At 62.7% G+C, this 17,544-nt stretch carries 15 protein-coding genes; 7 read left to right on the top strand and 8 right to left on the bottom strand.

Annotated elements, in window-relative coordinates; all coding sequences use genetic code 11:
• Positions 1 to 110 precede the first annotated feature (110 nt).
• Entirely contained in the window at positions 111 to 746 is a 636-nt protein-coding gene (locus ACU0FH_RS06815; RefSeq protein ID WP_446193933.1) for a GNAT family N-acetyltransferase, read from the top strand.
• Between the two features lie 16 nt (positions 747 to 762).
• On the opposite strand, the gene ACU0FH_RS06810 is transcribed toward ACU0FH_RS06815, so the two are convergent.
• The 3 genes from ACU0FH_RS06810 to ACU0FH_RS06800 form a co-directional block, all read right to left on the bottom strand.
• Positions 763 to 1,737, bottom strand: a complete 975-nt coding sequence (locus tag ACU0FH_RS06810) for a calcium/sodium antiporter (protein ID WP_446193932.1) — start codon at positions 1,735 to 1,737, stop codon at positions 763 to 765.
• A 168-nt stretch (positions 1,738 to 1,905) separates the two neighbouring features.
• On the bottom strand, positions 1,906 to 2,778 hold the full coding sequence (yghU, locus tag ACU0FH_RS06805; protein WP_446193931.1) for a glutathione-dependent disulfide-bond oxidoreductase: 873 nt from the start codon (positions 2,776 to 2,778) through the stop codon (positions 1,906 to 1,908).
• A gap of 92 nt (positions 2,779 to 2,870) precedes the next feature.
• Positions 2,871 to 4,124, bottom strand: coding sequence for a urate hydroxylase PuuD (locus ACU0FH_RS06800; protein ID WP_446193930.1), 1,254 nt, complete (start codon positions 4,122 to 4,124; stop codon positions 2,871 to 2,873).
• A gap of 319 nt (positions 4,125 to 4,443) precedes the next feature.
• On the opposite strand from ACU0FH_RS06800, the gene ugpB reads away from it, so the two are divergent.
• The 4 genes from ugpB to ugpC all read left to right on the top strand — a co-directional run bounded on the left by ugpB (position 4,444) and on the right by ugpC (position 8,661).
• Positions 4,444 to 5,751, top strand: coding sequence for a sn-glycerol-3-phosphate ABC transporter substrate-binding protein UgpB (gene ugpB, locus ACU0FH_RS06795; RefSeq protein ID WP_446193929.1), 1,308 nt, complete (start codon positions 4,444 to 4,446; stop codon positions 5,749 to 5,751).
• A 48-nt stretch (positions 5,752 to 5,799) separates the two neighbouring features.
• The gene (gene ugpA / locus ACU0FH_RS06790; protein WP_238370877.1) at positions 5,800 to 6,681 is read left to right on the top strand and encodes a sn-glycerol-3-phosphate ABC transporter permease UgpA; all 882 of its coding nucleotides are present in this window, start codon (positions 5,800 to 5,802) and stop codon (positions 6,679 to 6,681) included.
• 65 nt (positions 6,682 to 6,746) lie between these two features.
• Positions 6,747 to 7,583 (top strand): sn-glycerol-3-phosphate ABC transporter permease UgpE, encoded by an 837-nt coding sequence (ugpE, locus tag ACU0FH_RS06785; RefSeq protein WP_446194159.1) that lies wholly within the window; start codon positions 6,747 to 6,749, stop codon positions 7,581 to 7,583.
• A gap of 67 nt (positions 7,584 to 7,650) precedes the next feature.
• Positions 7,651 to 8,661 carry a sn-glycerol-3-phosphate ABC transporter ATP-binding protein UgpC gene (ugpC, locus tag ACU0FH_RS06780; protein ID WP_446193928.1) on the top strand — a complete coding sequence of 337 codons (1,011 nt, stop codon included), beginning with the start codon at positions 7,651 to 7,653 and terminating at the stop codon, positions 8,659 to 8,661.
• A 122-nt stretch (positions 8,662 to 8,783) separates the two neighbouring features.
• Here ugpC and ACU0FH_RS06775 read toward each other — a convergent pair whose 3' ends face one another.
• Both ACU0FH_RS06775 and ACU0FH_RS06770 read right to left on the bottom strand, forming a co-directional pair.
• Positions 8,784 to 9,653 (bottom strand): CobW family GTP-binding protein, encoded by an 870-nt coding sequence (locus ACU0FH_RS06775; RefSeq protein WP_446193927.1) that lies wholly within the window; start codon positions 9,651 to 9,653, stop codon positions 8,784 to 8,786.
• Positions 9,650 to 11,293: an amidohydrolase gene (locus ACU0FH_RS06770; RefSeq protein ID WP_446193926.1), complete on the bottom strand. Its 1,644-nt coding sequence runs from the start codon at positions 11,291 to 11,293 to the stop codon at positions 9,650 to 9,652. The genes ACU0FH_RS06775 and ACU0FH_RS06770 overlap by 4 nt, the downstream gene beginning before the upstream one ends.
• A gap of 542 nt (positions 11,294 to 11,835) precedes the next feature.
• Between ACU0FH_RS06770 and ACU0FH_RS06765 the strand changes: the two genes are divergently transcribed.
• Positions 11,836 to 13,491, top strand: a complete 1,656-nt coding sequence (locus ACU0FH_RS06765; RefSeq protein ID WP_446193925.1) for an FAD/NAD(P)-binding protein — start codon at positions 11,836 to 11,838, stop codon at positions 13,489 to 13,491.
• A 50-nt stretch (positions 13,492 to 13,541) separates the two neighbouring features.
• Here the strand turns inward: ACU0FH_RS06765 and proX are convergent, their stop codons facing one another.
• The 3 genes from proX to ACU0FH_RS06750 all read right to left on the bottom strand — a co-directional run bounded on the left by proX (position 13,542) and on the right by ACU0FH_RS06750 (position 16,730).
• On the bottom strand, positions 13,542 to 14,567 hold the full coding sequence (gene proX, locus ACU0FH_RS06760; protein ID WP_446193924.1) for a glycine betaine/L-proline ABC transporter substrate-binding protein ProX: 1,026 nt from the start codon (positions 14,565 to 14,567) through the stop codon (positions 13,542 to 13,544).
• Between the two features lie 95 nt (positions 14,568 to 14,662).
• The gene (locus ACU0FH_RS06755) at positions 14,663 to 15,610 is read right to left on the bottom strand and encodes an ABC transporter permease (RefSeq protein ID WP_446193923.1); all 948 of its coding nucleotides are present in this window, start codon (positions 15,608 to 15,610) and stop codon (positions 14,663 to 14,665) included.
• Positions 15,603 to 16,730 (bottom strand): quaternary amine ABC transporter ATP-binding protein, encoded by a 1,128-nt coding sequence (locus ACU0FH_RS06750; RefSeq protein WP_446193922.1) that lies wholly within the window; start codon positions 16,728 to 16,730, stop codon positions 15,603 to 15,605. The genes ACU0FH_RS06755 and ACU0FH_RS06750 overlap by 8 nt, the downstream gene beginning before the upstream one ends.
• 159 nt (positions 16,731 to 16,889) lie before the next feature.
• On the opposite strand from ACU0FH_RS06750, the gene ACU0FH_RS06745 reads away from it, so the two are divergent.
• Entirely contained in the window at positions 16,890 to 17,543 is a 654-nt protein-coding gene (locus ACU0FH_RS06745) for a cysteine hydrolase family protein (protein WP_446193921.1), read from the top strand.
• The last annotated feature ends 1 nt before the right edge of the window (position 17,544 follow it).

The following is a 17,544-nucleotide window of genomic DNA, read 5'->3' as shown; positions in this document are numbered from 1 at the left end:
TAGCGGCCCATCTAAAACAGGATCGCGGCCTTTGCACGGGTCCATTTTTGGCGAAATGTGATACCATTATGACAGGCGGTTCTGGCAGGCTCTCGCGAAAACCGGTTAGCATGGAAAATAGTGAAATACCCGCCGAGGCCCCCATGATTACCGCCCTGCCACACGAGTCCCTGATCCTCGAAACTGACCGCCTGCGCCTGACGCCGTTTTCCTCGGAGGATGCGGATATCGCACATCGCCTGCTCGGCGATCCGGAGGTGATGCGCTACGTGGCCGACCCGCTCACCCGTGACGAGGTCGAGGATCACATGGCCAACGCCATCCGTCGCGGCGCGGGCGGGCGCATCGGCATCTGGTGCGTATCCCGCAAGGACACGGGCGAAAAGATCGGCGATTGCGTTCTGACCCCGCTGCCCATCGATTCCAGCGATATCGACTGGGATCAACTCACCCCCGACAGCTACCCGCGTGATGAGATCGAAATCGGCTACCTGCTGGTGCCCGCCGCCTGGGGACAGGGCTTTGCCACCGAACTCTGCGCCCGCCTCTTGCGCTTTGCCTTCGAGCAAACCGCCCTTCCCCGCGTCATCGCCGTCACCGACCCCGGTAACGCCAATTCCCAGCACGTCCTGCAAAAATGCGGCCTCCGCCCCACCGGCCCCCGCCGCGCCTATGCCGAGGACGATTGCAGCGGTTTCGAAATCACGCGCGAGGAATGGGTCGCGCGGTTTGGAAATACGGCGTGATCCAGCCCGCCCCCCATCAAGGCCATATCGACCAGACATAAACCGCGTACCCGGCAACCAGCACTGCTCCCTCCCAGCGCGCGATCCGAAACCCGGTTGCAGCGAACAGGACAAGAAGCAGGGAGACGCCCACCATCACCGGCGCATCAAACCGCGCGATTTCATCCGGAACCTGCGATGGCGCGATAAGCGCCGTGGCGCCCCCGATGCCGAGAATGTTGTAGATGTTGGACCCGATGACGTTGCCGAATGCCACGTCCCCCTGCCGCTTCACCGCGGCAACCACCGAGGTAACAAGCTCGGGCATGGATGTACCCACAGCGACGATCGTCAGGCCGATGATCGTTTCCGAAATACCAAAACCCCGCGCCAGCGCCACGGCCCCGCTGACCAGCAAGGAGCCTCCCGCGATCACAAGCGCCAGACCGGCAAGGGTTATGAGAAAAGGAATGGCGATATGCCGCTGGCCATGCGGCTGGGAAAGCGCAGTGTCGACCTCTGCAAGGGCAAGGCTCTTGTCATGCAAGGCACCGGTAGCCCCGGCGTTTCGCTCCTGCCGGATCACGAAAAGGATATAGCCGATCAGCAAGGCAAGAAATCCAACGCCCACCGCCTGCGCCATGGGAACGAACACCGCCATCAGGGCAAACATCACCGCGACCGACAACATCACCACCGCATCCCGGCGCAGCGCCGACCGGGCCACGACAACAGGGCAGATCAGCGCCGAGACACCGGCGATCAACAGGATATTGGCGATGTTCGATCCGACGACGTTACCATATGCGATCCCCGGCGAGCCCTTGAGCCCCGCCTGAACCGAGGTGACAAGCTCGGGCATCGAGGTGCCGAACCCCACAAGGGTCAGGCCGATCACCAGCGGCGAAACCCCAAGTCTTTCGGCAGCTTCAACCGACCCGCGCACCAGCAACTCGCCCCCTGCCACAAGCAGGATCAGGCCACCCAAAAGCGGCAACCACGTTTCGATCATGAAAATTCTCCTCGCGCGCTGCATCCAGCGCGTGTGACGACAAGTGGCGTGGCCAAGCCATCTATACAAGCGGCACGGACGGGAATATTTCACCCGATGCCATCGTGCGCATCACCGCTGAACATCCCACGAACGAAAAAGGCGGCCCGCAGGCCGCCTCTCTCAGCTTCACCCCTCTTCGGGTTCCAGCTTGTCCTGCGTCTTTGTCTCGAAATCGCCCGCATCGTGGCGTTCGTGCAGTTGGAACTTCGCATCGCCAAAGGTCCGGTTGACCATGCGGCCCCGCTTGACCGGTTCGCGCGCGTCGATCTCCTTGGCCCAGCGCTGCACGTTCTCATAGTTTTCCACGTCAAGGAACTCGCCCGCCTCGTACAGACGGCCCAACGCAAGCTGGCCGTACCACGCCCAGTTCGCCATATCGGCAATCGTATATTCCTCGCCCACGAGATAGGTGTTCTCCGACAGGCGACGGTCCAGCACGTCAAGCTGGCGCTTCACCTCCATCGCGAAACGGTCGATCGGGTATTCCCATTTCTCCGGCGCATAGGCGTAGAAATGGCCGAAGCCACCGCCCAGATAGGGCGCGCTGCCCATCTGCCAGAACAGCCACGACAGCATCTCGGGCCGGGCGCTGGCATCGGTGGGCAGGAAAGATCCGAACTTTTCCGCGAGGTACAACAGGATCGCCCCGGATTCGAACACCCGCGTCGGCGCGCCGGTCGAATGGTCCATCAGCGCCGGGATCTTCGAATTCGGGTTCACATCGACAAACCCGCTGCTGAACTGGTCGCCCTCGCCGATGTTGATCAGCCATGCGTCGTATTCCGCGTCCGGATGACCGGCGGCCAGAAGCTCTTCAAACAGCACCGTGACCTTCACGCCGTTGGGCGTGGCCAGCGAATAAAGCTGGTGGGGGTGCTTGCCGACCGGCAGGTCCTTGTCATGGGTCGGACCTGCGATGGGGCGGTTAATGCTGGCGAACTTGCCCCCGCTTTCCTTGTTCCATGTCCATTTCTTCGGCGGCGTATAGGTATCGGTCATAGGCTCTCTCTTTGTGCTGAGGCCGCGCACCCAATGGTCACGCGTTGCCGCTCAAGCTATGCGCCCTGCCGCCGCCGTCAACCCGTCGCGCTTCACTGCAGTGCGAGCGCGATGCCTCCCGCCTCACGCGCCGACCGGAACCAGTCGGCGATCTTGTCGCGCTCTTCCTCGGTGATAAAGGACACGTTCGCAGGCGGCATTGCCGAGGATATCCCCGCCTGCACATAGATCATCCGTGCGTGCGCCGTGATGTCCGCGTCAGTCTCAAGGTAGACATGTTTCGGTGCCCAGAGCATGCCTTCCCAGAAGGGTTCGCGCGAATGGCACATGGAACAGCGCCCCAGCACGATGTCGCGCACCTCGTCATAGCCCTCGGCGCTGGCAAAGACCTGCTGGCTCTGGCTCAGCGTGGCCTGCTCCTCAGGCACGTCGCGGCTGTAGCCCGCGCTCGACAACCAGATGATCCCGATAAAAAGCAGCGCGGTCACGCACCACGTCCAGTGCGGTGCAGGTTTGCGCGCATGGGTGGTGTTGAAATAATGCCGGATCGTGACCCCCATCAGGAACACCAGCGCCGCGATCAGCCAGTTGTACTGGGTGCCAAAGGCCAGCGGATAGTGGTTCGACAGCATCAGGAAGATGACCGGCAAGGTCAGGTAGTTGTTATGGGTCGACCGCAGCTTGGCGATCTTGCCGTATTTCGGATCGGGCGTGCGCCCGGCCTTGAGGTCCGCCACAACGATGCGCTGGTTCGGCATGATGATGAAGAACACGTTCGCCGTCATGATCGTCGCGGTAAACGCGCCAAGGTGCAGCATCATCGCCCGGCCGGTAAAGATCTGGTTATACCCCCAGCCCATCACCACCAGCAGCACGAACAACAGCACCATTAGCACGGTCGGCCGCTCGCCCAGCGGCGATTTGCACAAGGCGTCGTAGACCAGCCAGCCAATGCTCAGCGACGCCGCCGAGATCAGGACCCCCTGCCAAAGCGCCAGATCCGCCTTGTTCGCGTCGATCAGGTAAAGCTCTCCGCCCACCCAGTAGACGATCATCAGCATCGCCGCGCCCGAAAGCCACGTGGCATAGCTCTCCCATTTGAACCATGTGAGGTGCTCGGGCATCATCTCGGGCGCGACGAGATATTTCTGGATGTGGTAGAACCCGCCCCCGTGCACCTGCCATTCCTCGCCATGCGCGCCCTTGGGCAGATGCGCCGCCTTTTGCAGCCCCAGATCCAGCGCGATGAAATAGAACGAAGACCCGATCCACGCGATGGCCGTGATCACATGCAGCCAGCGTACGGCAAAGGCGATCCATTCCCAGGTAATGGCTAGGTCAAGCATGTGTTTCTCCGCTCGGGTGCTGTTCGGCGCCACCCTATCGCGCCGTCCCGCATTTCATCCATCGAGAAAATCCCCCGGCAGTTTCAAAAATCCCCAGACAATCACCCACACCCATGGCGCGCGCCGACCGGCGAACAGCCGCCACAATCCGGTAAATGCGTTTGCAAACAATAAGATACCAAAGATATTTGCTTGTTGAAATAATCCTGTGGACAGACCTGATTTGTCACCGGCCTGTCACAGAACCCATACAGTTTGCGAGAATCGCATAGCCATGCCTATGCTTAATAATTCAGCAGAATGTGAATCGGAGATGAACATGACAATCAGAACCCTTCTGGGCGGTGCGGCGCTGTCGCTGGCACTTGGCACAAGCGCTTACGCGCAAACGGAAATCCAGTTCTGGCATGCCTTTACCGGACGCCTTGGCGAACTCGTTGCCGAGCAGGTCGAAACCTTCAATGGTTCCCAGTCGGACTACACCGTTGTCGCCACGCACAAGGGCAACTACTCTGAAACGCTGAACGCCGGGATCGCCGCATTCCGGGCCGGTGAACAACCCGACATCCTGATGGTCTTTGAAGTCGGCACCGCCACGATGATGGCCGCCAAGGGCGCGATCAAGCCGGTCTACGAAGTGATGGCGGACGCGGGCGCCGATTTTGACGCGGATGCCTTCATCGGCGCGGTCAAAGGCTATTACACCACCACCGAGGGCGAGATGCTCTCGATGCCCTTCAACTCCTCCACCCCGGTCCTCTGGGTCAACCGCGACGCCCTGTCCGAGGCCGGCATCGACCCCGATACCGATCTCTCCACCTGGCAGAACGTCGGTGACGTGCTCGACCAGCTGAAAGAAGCTGGCCACGAATGCCCGCTCACCACCGCGTGGCAAAGCTGGATCCATCTCGAGAACCTTTCGGCCTATCACAACGTGCCCTTCGCGACGCAGGACAACGGCTTTGCCGGTTTCGACACCGAACTGGCGCTGAACGGCCCGGTGCAGGTCAAGCATATCGAAACCATGGGTGAATGGGCCAAGGACGGCAAATTCATCTATGCCGGTCGCCGCAACGAAGGCGGTGCCAACTTCCGCGCCGGTGAATGCGCGCTCTTCACCGAAAGCTCCGCCGGCTACGCGGGCATCAAGTCCGAAGCCAGCTTTGACTTCGACGTGCGCCCGCTGCCCTACTGGGAAGGTGTCGAAGGCGCCCCGCAGAACACCATCATCGGTGGCGCGTCGCTCTGGGTCATGGAAGGCCAGTCGGACGAGGAATACAAAGGCGTTGCCGAATTCCTGAACTTCCTCTCCTCGCCGGAAATCCAGGCGAAATGGCACCAGGACACCGGCTATCTGCCGATCACCGCCGCCGCCGGTGAGCTGACCCGCGAACAGGGTTTCTACGAAGAAAACCCGGGCACCGACGTGGCCGTCAAGCAGATGACCACCAACGAGCCGACCGCCAACTCCAAGGGTCTGCGCCTTGGCTCTTTCGACCAGATCCGCGGCATCATCGACGAAGAGCTCGAAGCCGTATGGTCCGGTGACAAATCGGCCCAGGCCGCGCTCGACAGCGCGAAAGAGCGGGGCGACCAGCTGCTGCGCCGCTTCGAAGCCGCGAACTAAGACCGAAAGACCAAGGCCGGGAGCCCGCGCTCCCGGCCGCCTTGTTTCATGGAAAAACGCGTCACGTTCAAAGGCTGGCTGCTGCCGATGCTGCTCCTGCTGCCGCAGGTCTTCATCACGGCTGCCTTCTTCTTTTACCCCGCCGGGCAGGCGATCTATCAGTCGCTGTTCATCCCCGACCCGTTCGGGCTCTCGATGCAATATGTCGGGCTTGGCAATTTCGAATATCTCGCCAAGGACCCGTATTACCGCGCCTCCTTCGTCACCACCGCCGTTTTCTCCGGCCTTGTCACCGTGGTCTCGATGGGCATGGCGCTGTATCTCGCCGTCCTCGCCGACCGGCTGATCAAGGGCTCGGGCACCTATCGCACCCTGCTGATCTGGCCCTACGCGGTTGCCCCCGCCGTGGCCGGCGTGCTCTGGCTCTTCATGTTCAACACCCGCGTCGGCGTGATCTCGTGGTACCTCGGCCTCCTGGGCTATGACTGGAACCACGTGCTGAACGAAACCGAGGCGATGGGCCTCGTCGTGGTCGCCTCAAGCTGGGGCCGCGTCAGCTACAACTTCCTGTTCTTCCTCGCCGGGCTTCAGGCGATCCCGCGCTCGGTGATCGAAGCCGCCGCCATCGACGGCGCCCGCTTCTGGACCCGCTTCCGCACCATCGTCTTCCCGCTGCTCTCGCCCACCACCTTCTTTCTGCTGGTGGTGAACATCGTCTACGCCTTTTTTGAGACCTTCGGCGTGATCCACACGATCACCTCGGGCGGCCCGCAGCAGGCCACCACGATCCTCGTCTACAAGGTCTACAAGGACGGCTTTGTCGGGCAGGATCTCGGCAGCTCCGCCGCCCAGTCGGTCGTGCTCTTGCTGGTCGTCGGCCTGCTCACCGTCATCCAGTTCAAATACATCGAACGGAGGGTGCACTATTGACCGCCCGTGACGCGCTGGCCGCCGAAACCGCCCCGGTAAAATCCGCCCGCATCCCCGCCGAGGGCATGGTCGAGAAACGCGGCATCGGCCTCTGGTTCACCCATGCCGGCCTGATCCTCGGCGTGATCGTGATCTTCTTCCCGATCTGGCTCGCCTTTGTCGCCTCGACGGTCAGCCAGCCCGAAATCGTGCGGCCGCCGATGCCCCTGCTGCCCGGCGACCGGTTCCTCGAGAACTATACCAAGGCGCTGTTTTCCGGCGTCAATGCGCCGGTCGCCTGGATGCTCTTCAACTCGCTGGTCATGGCGCTTGGCATTTCCATCGGCAAGATCGTGATCTCGCTGCTCTCGGCCTTCGCCATCGTCTATTTCCGCTTCCCGGGGCGCAAGCTGTTCTTCTGGCTGATCTTCCTCACCCTGATGCTCCCGGTCGAGGTACGCATCGTTCCCACCTACGAGGTCATCGCCAATTTCGGCATGCTCAACAGCTACTCCGGGCTGATCTTTCCCCTGATCGCCTCGGCCACCGCCACCTTCCTGTTCCGCCAGTTCTTCATGACCGTGCCGGACGAACTGGCCGAGGCCGCCCGAGTCGACGGCGCCCGCCCGATGCGGTTCTTCTGGGATATCCTTCTGCCGATGAGCCGCACCAACATGGCCGCGCTCTTCGTCATCCTCTTCATCTACGGCTGGAACCAGTATCTCTGGCCGCTGCTGATCACCACCGACCCGTCGATGAACACCATCGTCATGGGGCTGAAACAGATGTTCCCCAGTGGCGACGACATCGCCGACTGGCCGGTGATCATGGCCACTTCGATCCTCGCGATGATACCCCCGGTGATCGTGGTCATCTCGATGCAGAAACTCTTCATCCGCGGCCTCGTGGACAGCGAGAAATGAGGCCGCGCGCCCGTCCGGCCCCGACCGATCCGCAAACCAACAGACTTCAAGAATGTGAACCGACCCAATGGCAACCCTGACCCTGAACCAGATCCGCAAGACCTTCGGCAAGACAGAGGTCATCCACGGGGTCGATATCGACGTGAGGGACGGTGAATTCATCGTCATCGTCGGCCCCTCGGGCTGCGGCAAATCCACCCTGCTGCGCATGGTCGCCGGTCTGGAAACCGTCACCTCAGGCGAGATTCTGATCGATGGCCGCCGGGTCAACGAAGAGGAACCGATGGACCGCGACATCGCGATGGTGTTCCAGAACTACGCGCTCTACCCGCATATGACGGTCTTCGACAACATGGCCTACGGCCTCAAGATCGCCAAGACGCCGAAATCCGAAATCGAGGACCGCGTCGCCACCGCCGCGAAAATGCTCCAGCTCGAACCCTACCTCGCCCGCAAGCCGCGCGAGCTTTCCGGCGGCCAGCGCCAGCGCGTCGCCATGGGCCGCGCCATCGTGCGCAAACCCAGCCTGTTCCTTTTCGACGAACCGCTCTCCAACCTCGACGCCAAGCTGCGCGTGCAGATGCGGCTCGAAATCAAGGACCTGCAGAAACAGCTCGGCATCACCTCGCTCTACGTCACCCACGATCAGGTCGAGGCGATGACCCTCGCCGACCGCATGATCGTGATGAACGGCGGCGTCGCCGACCAGATCGGCGCACCACTCGAGGTCTACGAAAATCCGGCCACCGAATTCGTCGCGGGCTTCATCGGCTCACCGGCCACGAACTTCCTGCCCGCGCGCCTGTTCTCCCCCCGCGACGCCCGCATCAAGACCATCGGCATCCGCCCCGAACACGCCACCCTCACGACAGCAGGCAGCGGCCGCCTGCCCGCCAAAATCCTCTTTACCGAGGCGCTCGGCGCCGAAACCCTGCTCCACCTGCGCCTCGACACCGGCGAAAGCTTCACCATCCGGCAGGACGGCACCGCCCCGGTCCCCGCCGAGGGCACCGCCTGCGGTATTGACTGGCCCGACAGCCGCGAACTCGACTTCGACGAGGCCGGCAAACGCCTCTGACCAGCCCCACCAGCCGCCTCCGAAAGAGCGCCGCCCCCCCTTTTCCTCTTGCCCAAAAGTACCCCGGGGGAGTCGGCCAAAGGCCGACGGGGGCAGCGCCCCCTAACCCCCTAAAACCCCAATCACCCGACCAGCGCCGCCAGTCCGTCCCGATGCAACTGCCCCTTCAACCCGATACAGACCAGCCCCATTGCCCCGCGTCCCGGCGTCACCGCCCACCGCTGGCCCACCACATGGAGAAGCTGCCCGCCAACCCAGCCTTTCGCCCGCACGACCCCATAGCCCCCGGTGGCGATCGCCTCGGCAAGAGCCGCCGCATCGACCTCCGCCGATACCTCCAGCACGATGCTCTCGAACAAACCGTCCGCATGACCCAGCGCGGCACCACCCCCTCGGGTCCCGCCGACACCCAGCACCAGATCGACCGGCGCGGCGCCGTCGGTGACCGGCAGCAGCGCCGCGCCCGGCCATTCTGCGGCCACCCAGTCCACCAAGCCTCCCCGCGCCGACTTCGACACAAGGTCCATTTTGTTCAAAACGATGATATCCGCGCCCGCCACCTGCGCGCGCACCGTATCGCCCACGTATGGATCGTCGAGACTGCGCCGCAGTCCCGCCGCATCTGCCAGGATCACCACCCCATCCGCGCGATACCCCGCCAGCAGCGACACGCTCGACAGGATCGCCCCCGGTATCGCCACGCCCGAGGCTTCGATCACCACGTGATCGGGACGCGGCTCCAGCGTAGCCAGCCGCAGCAGCGCCGCCGTCAGATCGCTGCCAAAGGAACAGCAGACGCAGCCGCCCGAGATCGAGATCAGGTCGTCCCCCTCGGCCTCGATCAGGTCCGCATCGATGGGCAATTCGCCGAATTCATTGACCAGCACCGCAAGCCGCCGCCCCTCTGCATGGCGCAGCAGATGGTTCACCAGCGTCGTCTTGCCCGCACCTAGATAGCCGCCAATCACCGTGACGGGCAGCGCTGCGCTCACAGATCCCCCGCGGCAAAGACGCGGCCGCCCTGCACCGTCCCCCAGACCGGCACATCCTTCAGCGCCATTGCATCCACAGTGGTCGGGTCCTCTTCGAGCACCGCGAAATCCGCCCGTTTGCCGGTCTCGATCGATCCGACCTCGCCATCCAGATGCAGCGTATAGGCCGCGCCCAACGTCACGGCATAAAGCGCCTCATCCACGGAAATCCGCTCCGCCTCGCCCTGCACCCGGCCCGAGGCGGTCAGCCGGTTCACCGCACACCAGGCGGTAAACAGCGGCGCAAGCGGGGTGATCGGCGCATCCGAATGTATCGCCATCGGCACGCCAGACGCCAGCGCCGTGCGGCAGGCGTTCATCCGCTCCGCCCGTTCCGGCCCGACTGTCAGGTTGTAATGCGCGTCCCCCCAGTAGAAATGATGGTTCGCAAACAGGTTCACGCACATGCCCAGCGCCGCGATCTTGCGGAACTGCGCCGCATCCGCAAGCTGACAATGTTGCAAGGTGAACCGGTGATCGCGACGGGGATGGCGCGCCAGCGCCGCCTCCATCTTCTCCAGCGCAAGTTCCGTCGCCTGATCGCCATTGGTATGGGTGTGGATCTGCACCCCGGCCTCCAGCGCGCGCTCGTAAATCTCTTCCATCTGCTCGGGCGCGATATACCACATCCCGTTCGGCGCGCCGTTGTAATAGCCGGGCCAGCGCATCCGCGCCGAGAACCCTTGGATCGAGCCATCGGCCACCACCTTGATCCGTCCCATCCGCAGCCGGTCCGTGGACATGTCGCGCAGCCGCACCACCTCAGCCACCAGATCGGCAGGCGACAGCCCCATGAAATAACGCAAGGGCACCACCCGCGCCGGAAAGCCGACTTCCCCGGTGACCCGCAGCATCATCTCGACCGCCTCCGGCGACAGCCCGGCGGCCAGATCGGTCACGGTGGTCACCCCCTGCCGCACGCAAAGCTTCGCAAAGGCGCGTAAGCCCGGTTCGTCGCAATCGGTCAGGGCCTGCGCATAGCCCACATGCGCCCCGACCTGCCCCATCACCTCGGGCCCTTTCAGCTCTCCCGTGGGATAGCCGTCCTCGCCCAGCGGAATGCCGGGATGCTCGATGCCCTGCCGCATCAGCCCGGCCAGTTCCAGCGCGCGGGTGTTCACGTTCATGATATGGACCGAGGCATGCAGCACACCAATGGGGCGCTTCGCCGATACCGCATCCAGCTGGGCGCGATTGACCCTCTGGTTGTCCATGTAGATCGGATCGAACTGCCACGCCGACAGCGGCGCTTCCGGATCCCTCAGCGCCGCCTCGGCCTCGGTCAGCCGCGCCAAAACCGCGTCGATGGATGTCAGCCCCGGCCAGACCGTGCCATCCGGATCCATCCGGTCGAAATAGCCCACGTAGACCTTGCCCCAAAGCGTGCCTTCCATCGTATGCGCATGCCCCTCGACCATGCCGGGCATCAGCACCTTGTCGGCAAAGCGCGCGTCAAGGTCATAGGCGCCCCAGCCCTCCAGCTCTTCCAGCGTGCCCGCACCCAGGATGCGCCCGTCACGCACGGCCACGTGGCTCGCCTCGGGCCGCGCGGGGTTCATTGTGATGATTTTGCGCGCCGGATAGATGGTGATGTCTGACATGTCGCTGTACCCTCAGGTATTCCCTCGCGCCGAACCTAGGCGAATTCCTCCCGCACTGGAAACCGCAAAGGCCCGCGCAATGCACGGAAAAAAGACACATGCTGCGGCTCTGATCACCTTCAACGACAAGGGTTTTCGCCCGTGCGCTCAGGAAATGTTTCACTAAACTTGTTCCGGCATCTTGCCCGGTTGCCCACAAGACCCAAGCAACGCGCTCCGGAACGATTTTCCCGCTGAGGTGCACGCGCCGATGTACGGGGGGTGTACAGGGGGTGTACAGCCGGTGCCACCCCTGTGGACTGACCGCAATCGCACCAAAAATAGAAATAATATAATGGAAACAAAGGATATAATACTCACCGAGTTGCCCACCGCCACGCAAAGACAACACTACTCCGCTGAAAAAATCGCTGCACTGCGAACCGCAGTACAACCGCAGTCCGCACCGCCCACGCGACCGGCCCTCGAAACGGCAAAAGGGGAACTTTTCCCCCCATTACACGTAAACGAATGGTGAACCGGGTATCAATGAAAGCAACAATATGAAAACCGACCACCCCGCCCTGCGCATCGCGGTCATCGGCGCAGGCCCTCGCAGCCTTGGCGCACTCGAAGCCCTTGCCGCCGACCTGCGCGAGGAACAGCGCGCGGTGCAGATCGACACGTTCGACCCGTTCCCGGCCAATGCCGCCGGCCCGAATTTCGACCCCGAGGAAAGCCCGCTCTGCCTGCTGAACACGGCCATGCGCGACATCGACATCCGCGCGCCGCAAAGCTCCAACTGTGGCGCGTTCGCCGACTGGCTCGCCCATGATCCCGACCCTGACAGCTTTCCGCTCCGCGCCGATCTGGGGCGCTATCTCGAAGCGCGACACACCGATCTCGCCGCACAGGGCCACCCGACGATCACCCGTGTCTTTGGCCGGGCGGACGACCTGCGCCCAAATGGCGACGGATGGGAAATCAGTCTTCACGGCCAATGGCTTGGCCCCTATGACGAAGTTCTCCTGACGCCCGGACAACCCGCCAGCACCCCCGACGATCAGCTCTCCGACTGGCAGAACCACGCCGCACGAAGCGGGGCGATCCTCGCCAATGCCTACCCCGCCCGCAACCTCGCTCGTGCGGCCGAACAATGGGGCGACAAGACCGTCGCGATCCGGGGCATGGGCCTCTCGGTCTTCGACGTTCTGCGGGTTCTGACAACCGGCCTTGGCGGGCGTTTCGAAAATGGTCAATACATCGCCTCGGGCCGTGAACCCGCCCGCATCCTGCCATTTTCGCTCGACGGGAAACCGCCCTTCCCCAAGCCCGAGACCGGCGATCTCGACGCGCGCTTCACCCCGCAGAAAGCGGATACCGAAGCCTTCTGCAAGGCGATGGCGATAGCTTCAAGCTCCGCCACCGACAAGGCGAGAGAGCTGCTCAACGCGGCGACCATCCCCGCCGTTCGACATGTGCTCGACCAGCACGGCGTAACGAAATCCGATAAGGACATCGCCGACTGGCTGGACAAAGAATGGGTCGATCCCGGATCGCAATCTTCGGACGGCCCACGTGAAACGCTGAAGGCAGGCATCGAACTCGCCTCGGGACAGCGCGCCCCCGATATCGGCTTTGCCTTTGGGCAGATCTGGCGCAAGTGGCAGGACGAGATCCGCGCCGCCTATAACCCCATCGAAACGCCTCCGGACACGGCCGAGAAAATAGTCGGTTTCGACGAGGGACTCAAACGCTATTCCTACGGTCAGCCAATCAGCTCGGCCCGCGAAATGGAGGCGCTGATCGAGGCCGGAATCGTCGATCTTGGCCATGCAGCCGACCCGCAAATCGACCTCACCCCGTCGGGCTGGCAGCTGACATCGGGTGACCGGCAAACCGAGGTCTCGGTCATGGTGGATTCTGTCCTGCCCTCGCCCAATCTGTCGATCACCACCGATCCGCTGATCTGCGGCCTTATGGAAAATGGCAAGCTGACTGAAATCGCCAAGGGCATGGGCGCCCGCACCGCACCCGACGGCACCGTGATCGACGTCGACGGCACCCCCATCCCGCATCTCTGCCTTCTGGGCCGGATGTCGCTGGGCAGCGTGATCGCGGCGGATTCCCTGCACGACTGCTTTGGCGAGGCCGCCAACCGCTGGGCCAGAGGCGTAGCCGAGCGATTGAAACAGAAATCGGACAAAGAACCGGCATGAAAAAACCGGGCCGCGACAGGCGCGGCCCGGTCCGTCATTCTATGAATGGCTTACTCGCCCGCGGCAGCCTTTGCCGTCTCAAGCCAACCTTCATAGGTCTCGCGGTTCTCTTCGATCCAGGTGGCGGCGATGCGCTCGATGGCACGGTCGGAATTGTCTTCCTTCATCTCACCTTCCCAGTTCGACCACGTCTGAAGCGGCCACTGAACGGTGGAAACAAGCGTTTCGACAACCGGGTTTTCGGCAAGGAAGTCACGGTTCGCGGCGATCTCCCAGTTCCATGAGCCGGTCGCCATGCGGCAGGAGGGCGCGTCCCCGGCACAGCCAACCACGCCTTCGACCACATGGCCGTTCGGCACGCTCACGCTCTCGGGCGCAGAGTCATGCGGGATCGGCAGCCAGACCACGTCCTCGCCCGGCACCAGAACCTGCGTCACGAAGGACGGGCTCCACGTGTAGAACAGGATCGGCTCGCCCTGACGATAGCGGCTGAAGGTTTCGGCCAGCAACGGTTCATACTTCGCGCGCACCGACTGGACCGTGTCCATCAGGCCGAAATCCTCAAGCTGGTAGTCCACCACGTCACCGCAGCTCCAGCCCGGGTCGCAGTTCATGAGGTTCGCCTTGCCATCGCCGTCCGAGTCGAACAGCGCCGCGATTTCGGGATCTTTCAACTGGCCGACATCGGTAATGCCGTATTCCTCGGCGGTCGCCTTGTCGATCATGTAGCCGTTGATGCCACCACCCTCGATGGTGCCTTCTCCCAGCAGCGCGACATCGTCCTCAACGGTGACATATTGCAGCTGGCGCTGCGGCATGTTCACGTCGCCCGAGACATCAAGATCGCCCTGCATCGCCGCCTGAAGAAAGGCCGCCGTGCCGACGGTGGTCAGTTCCACGTCATAGCCAAGATCGGTCAGCGCCTGCATCAGGATCGCGTCCTGAATGTATTGCGCGCCAAGGCTGTCACTGCGCGAAAAGCGTACCGTGGTGCCTTCGCCCGGCAGGGACTGGGCAAGGACAGGGGCAGCAGCCATGCAGGCCGCGCCAAGGGATAAGAGGAATTTCCGTTTCATTTCATGGTTCTCCTTCTGTTGGTTCGATGCGGCCATGGAGGGACGCGACCGCTTTTCTTCCCTGCCACCGATGCGGCAGGGCATTTGGTTTACCGTTAGTTCTTGCTGTCGGCAGGCGTGGCTGTCGCGGTTTTCGCACCCCGGGACCTGCCACCCATGATCATACGCCCGGCCCCGGCAAGGCGGGCAAAGGGCGAGGCTTTCTTGGGGTCACGCTCGGCCACGGCCTGTGTCAGCCGGTCGAGGATGATCGCCATCAGCACGATGCCGATGCCCCCGATCGCGGCGCGGCCCACGTCAAGCCGGCCAAGCCCTTGAAGCACCACAAGCCCCAGACCTTCGGCCCCGATCATCGCAACGATCACCGACATCACCATCGCCATCAGAACCGTCTGGTTAAGACCGCCAAGGATGGTCGGCAGCGCCTGCGGCAACTGGATCTCCCACAGCAACTGCCGGTCCGTCGCGCCAAAGGCGATCCCGGCCTCGATCAGCTCACGGTCGACGCCGCGGATGCCGATATTGGTGAACCGGATCAGCGGCGGCACGGCAACCACGATCACCGCCACAGCGCCCGGCACGGTGCCAACGCCGAACAGCATCACCACCGGGATCAGATAGACAAAGCTGGGCGTGGTCTGCATCACGTCAAGGATCGGGCGCACGATGCGCCATGCCTTATCGCTGCGGGCACAAAGGATCCCGATGGGAATACCGATGATCACGCAGATCACGATGGCCGTCGCAATCAGTGCCAGCGTCGTCATCGTCGGTTCCCAAATGCCAAGCAGCAGGATCACGAAGAGAGCGACGACAGTGAAAATCCCGGTACGTCGTCCCGCCAGCCACAGAGAGAGCAGCGCAAAGATCAGGATGAACAGTAGCGGCGGCGTTGCCTGCAAGCCGCCTTCGATCAGGTTTAAAAGCTCGTCAATCGGCCAGCGCACGGTGCGAAAGGCCGGACGGAAATGCAGGGCGATCCATTCGATGGCAGTCTGAATCCACCGGTCCAGCGGGATATAAACTGTATCGGCATCAAGCATGAGCGCGGCCTTTATTCTGGGGTTCCGACGTACCGGCGATCCCCGCAAGCAACGCGGATTCCGTGATTTTTCCCTGGAAACGACCGCTATCGTCGACGACGGCCACCGGGCCTTTGCGACCGGCCGCCTTGGCCGCGATGTCCAGTAGCACTGTGTCCGGGCTGACGCTGATGAAATCCGGCGAGGGCGGATCGCTTTCGGCCCCGCGCCAGCCGGTCACCCGCCCGTCGCCATCGATGACGAAACCCGCCCCGCCCGGATGATCGACAGGCTCCGCCGTCATCACCGAGCTTGCATCGAAGAGCCGCGCCCGGTCGACATTGCGGGTAAAGGCGGCGACATATTCATGCTGCGGATCAAGCACGATCTCCTGCGGGGTACCGTCACGGATCACCGCGCCATCGGCCATGATCGCGATCTTGCTTCCTAGCCGTAGCGCTTCCTGAAAATCATGGGTGATGAAAAGCACCGTCTTGTGCAGCGAATGCTGAAGCCGCAGCAATTCGTCCTGCATGTCAGTGCGGATCAGCGGATCGAGCGCGCTGAACGCCTCGTCCATGATCAGCACATCCGCCTCGGTCGCCAGCGCCCGGGCCAGCCCGACCCGCTGGCGCATCCCGCCCGAAAGCTCTCCCGGCAGGTGCGACGCCCAAGGCGACAGCCCGACGGTTTCGAGCATCTCTCCCGCTTTTCTGTAACGCTCGGCCTGCGGCACCTTGCGCAGCTTTAAGCCAAAGGACACGTTGTCGATCACCGTCTGGTTGGGCAGCAGGCCAAAGTTCTGAAACACCATCGACATGCGCCGACGACGGATTTCGCGCAGCGTGCTCTGGTCGCATTTGGTGATATCCTCGCCATCCAGCAGGACGTGGCCCGCATCGGGTTCGAGGATACGATTGACGCAACGCGCCAGCGTGGATTTGCCGGACCCGGACAGGCCCATGATCACCGAGATCGACCCCTTGGGGATGCTCAGCGATACGTTGTTTACCCCAAGAACCGCACCGGCTTCCTCCAGTATCTCGGCCTTGCTTTTGCCCTCGCGGACCAGCTTGAGTGCCTCTTGCGGATGGCTGCCGAAGATCTTGTACAGACCCCTGATTTCGATCCTGTTGGTCACGCTGCATTAACCCCTGTCAGTTCAGTTCATCGCGGATACTGCATTTGATTAATGCGAGGTGCGTCTTTTCTGTCTTCCTATGTTTCGAAGGAAAGCCGGTTGGTATTCTCCGGCTTTTTGCACCATGATCGGGGCAGGATGCGCCGGTAGCGAGAACAGATGACAACACCCCCAAACCCCCTGCCCCCGCTGCCTGATCCCGCCTTGATCGTGGTGGATATGCAGAACGACTTCGTCCATCCCGGCGCCCCGATGGAGGTCGCCGGTGCGCTCGATATCCTGCCCGGTCTGGGCCTGTTGATCACCGCCTTTCGCGCCGCACGCAGGCCCGTTGTTTTCCTGCGTTACATGGGGAACCGGCGCTATGATCACCTGGCCGAAAAATTCGGCTGGATCTCCACGATGGCGCCCCCGGTGCGGGCCTGCGAACCCGGTCATCTCCGCCGTTTTGCCGACGGGGTGGAACGCGAAGGGTTTGCCATCGTCGAAAACCTCGCCCCGGCGGCGGGCGAGATCGTGATCGACAAGACCTATTACAGCGGTTTTCACGAAACCGACCTGCACGCACGTTTACAGAAGGCCGGTGTTCATTCCTTGTGCATCACCGGCCTGATCACCGAGATGTGCGTCGAGGACACCGCCCGTCACGCGGTCCATCACGGCTATCCCACGGTGATCCTGCAAGACCTTGTCGCCAGCAGCGATCCTCAGGCCGCGACTGCCACACTGGCGGCGTTCGACAAGAACTTCGGCTGGGTCGCGAGGGCGGATGACATGGCGAAGAAGCTGCCAACACCCGTTGCCGGGGAATGAC

The sequence above is a fragment of the Heliomarina sp. genome (assembly GCF_052826185.1).
This window is presented reverse-complemented; position numbering and strand designations above follow the sequence as displayed.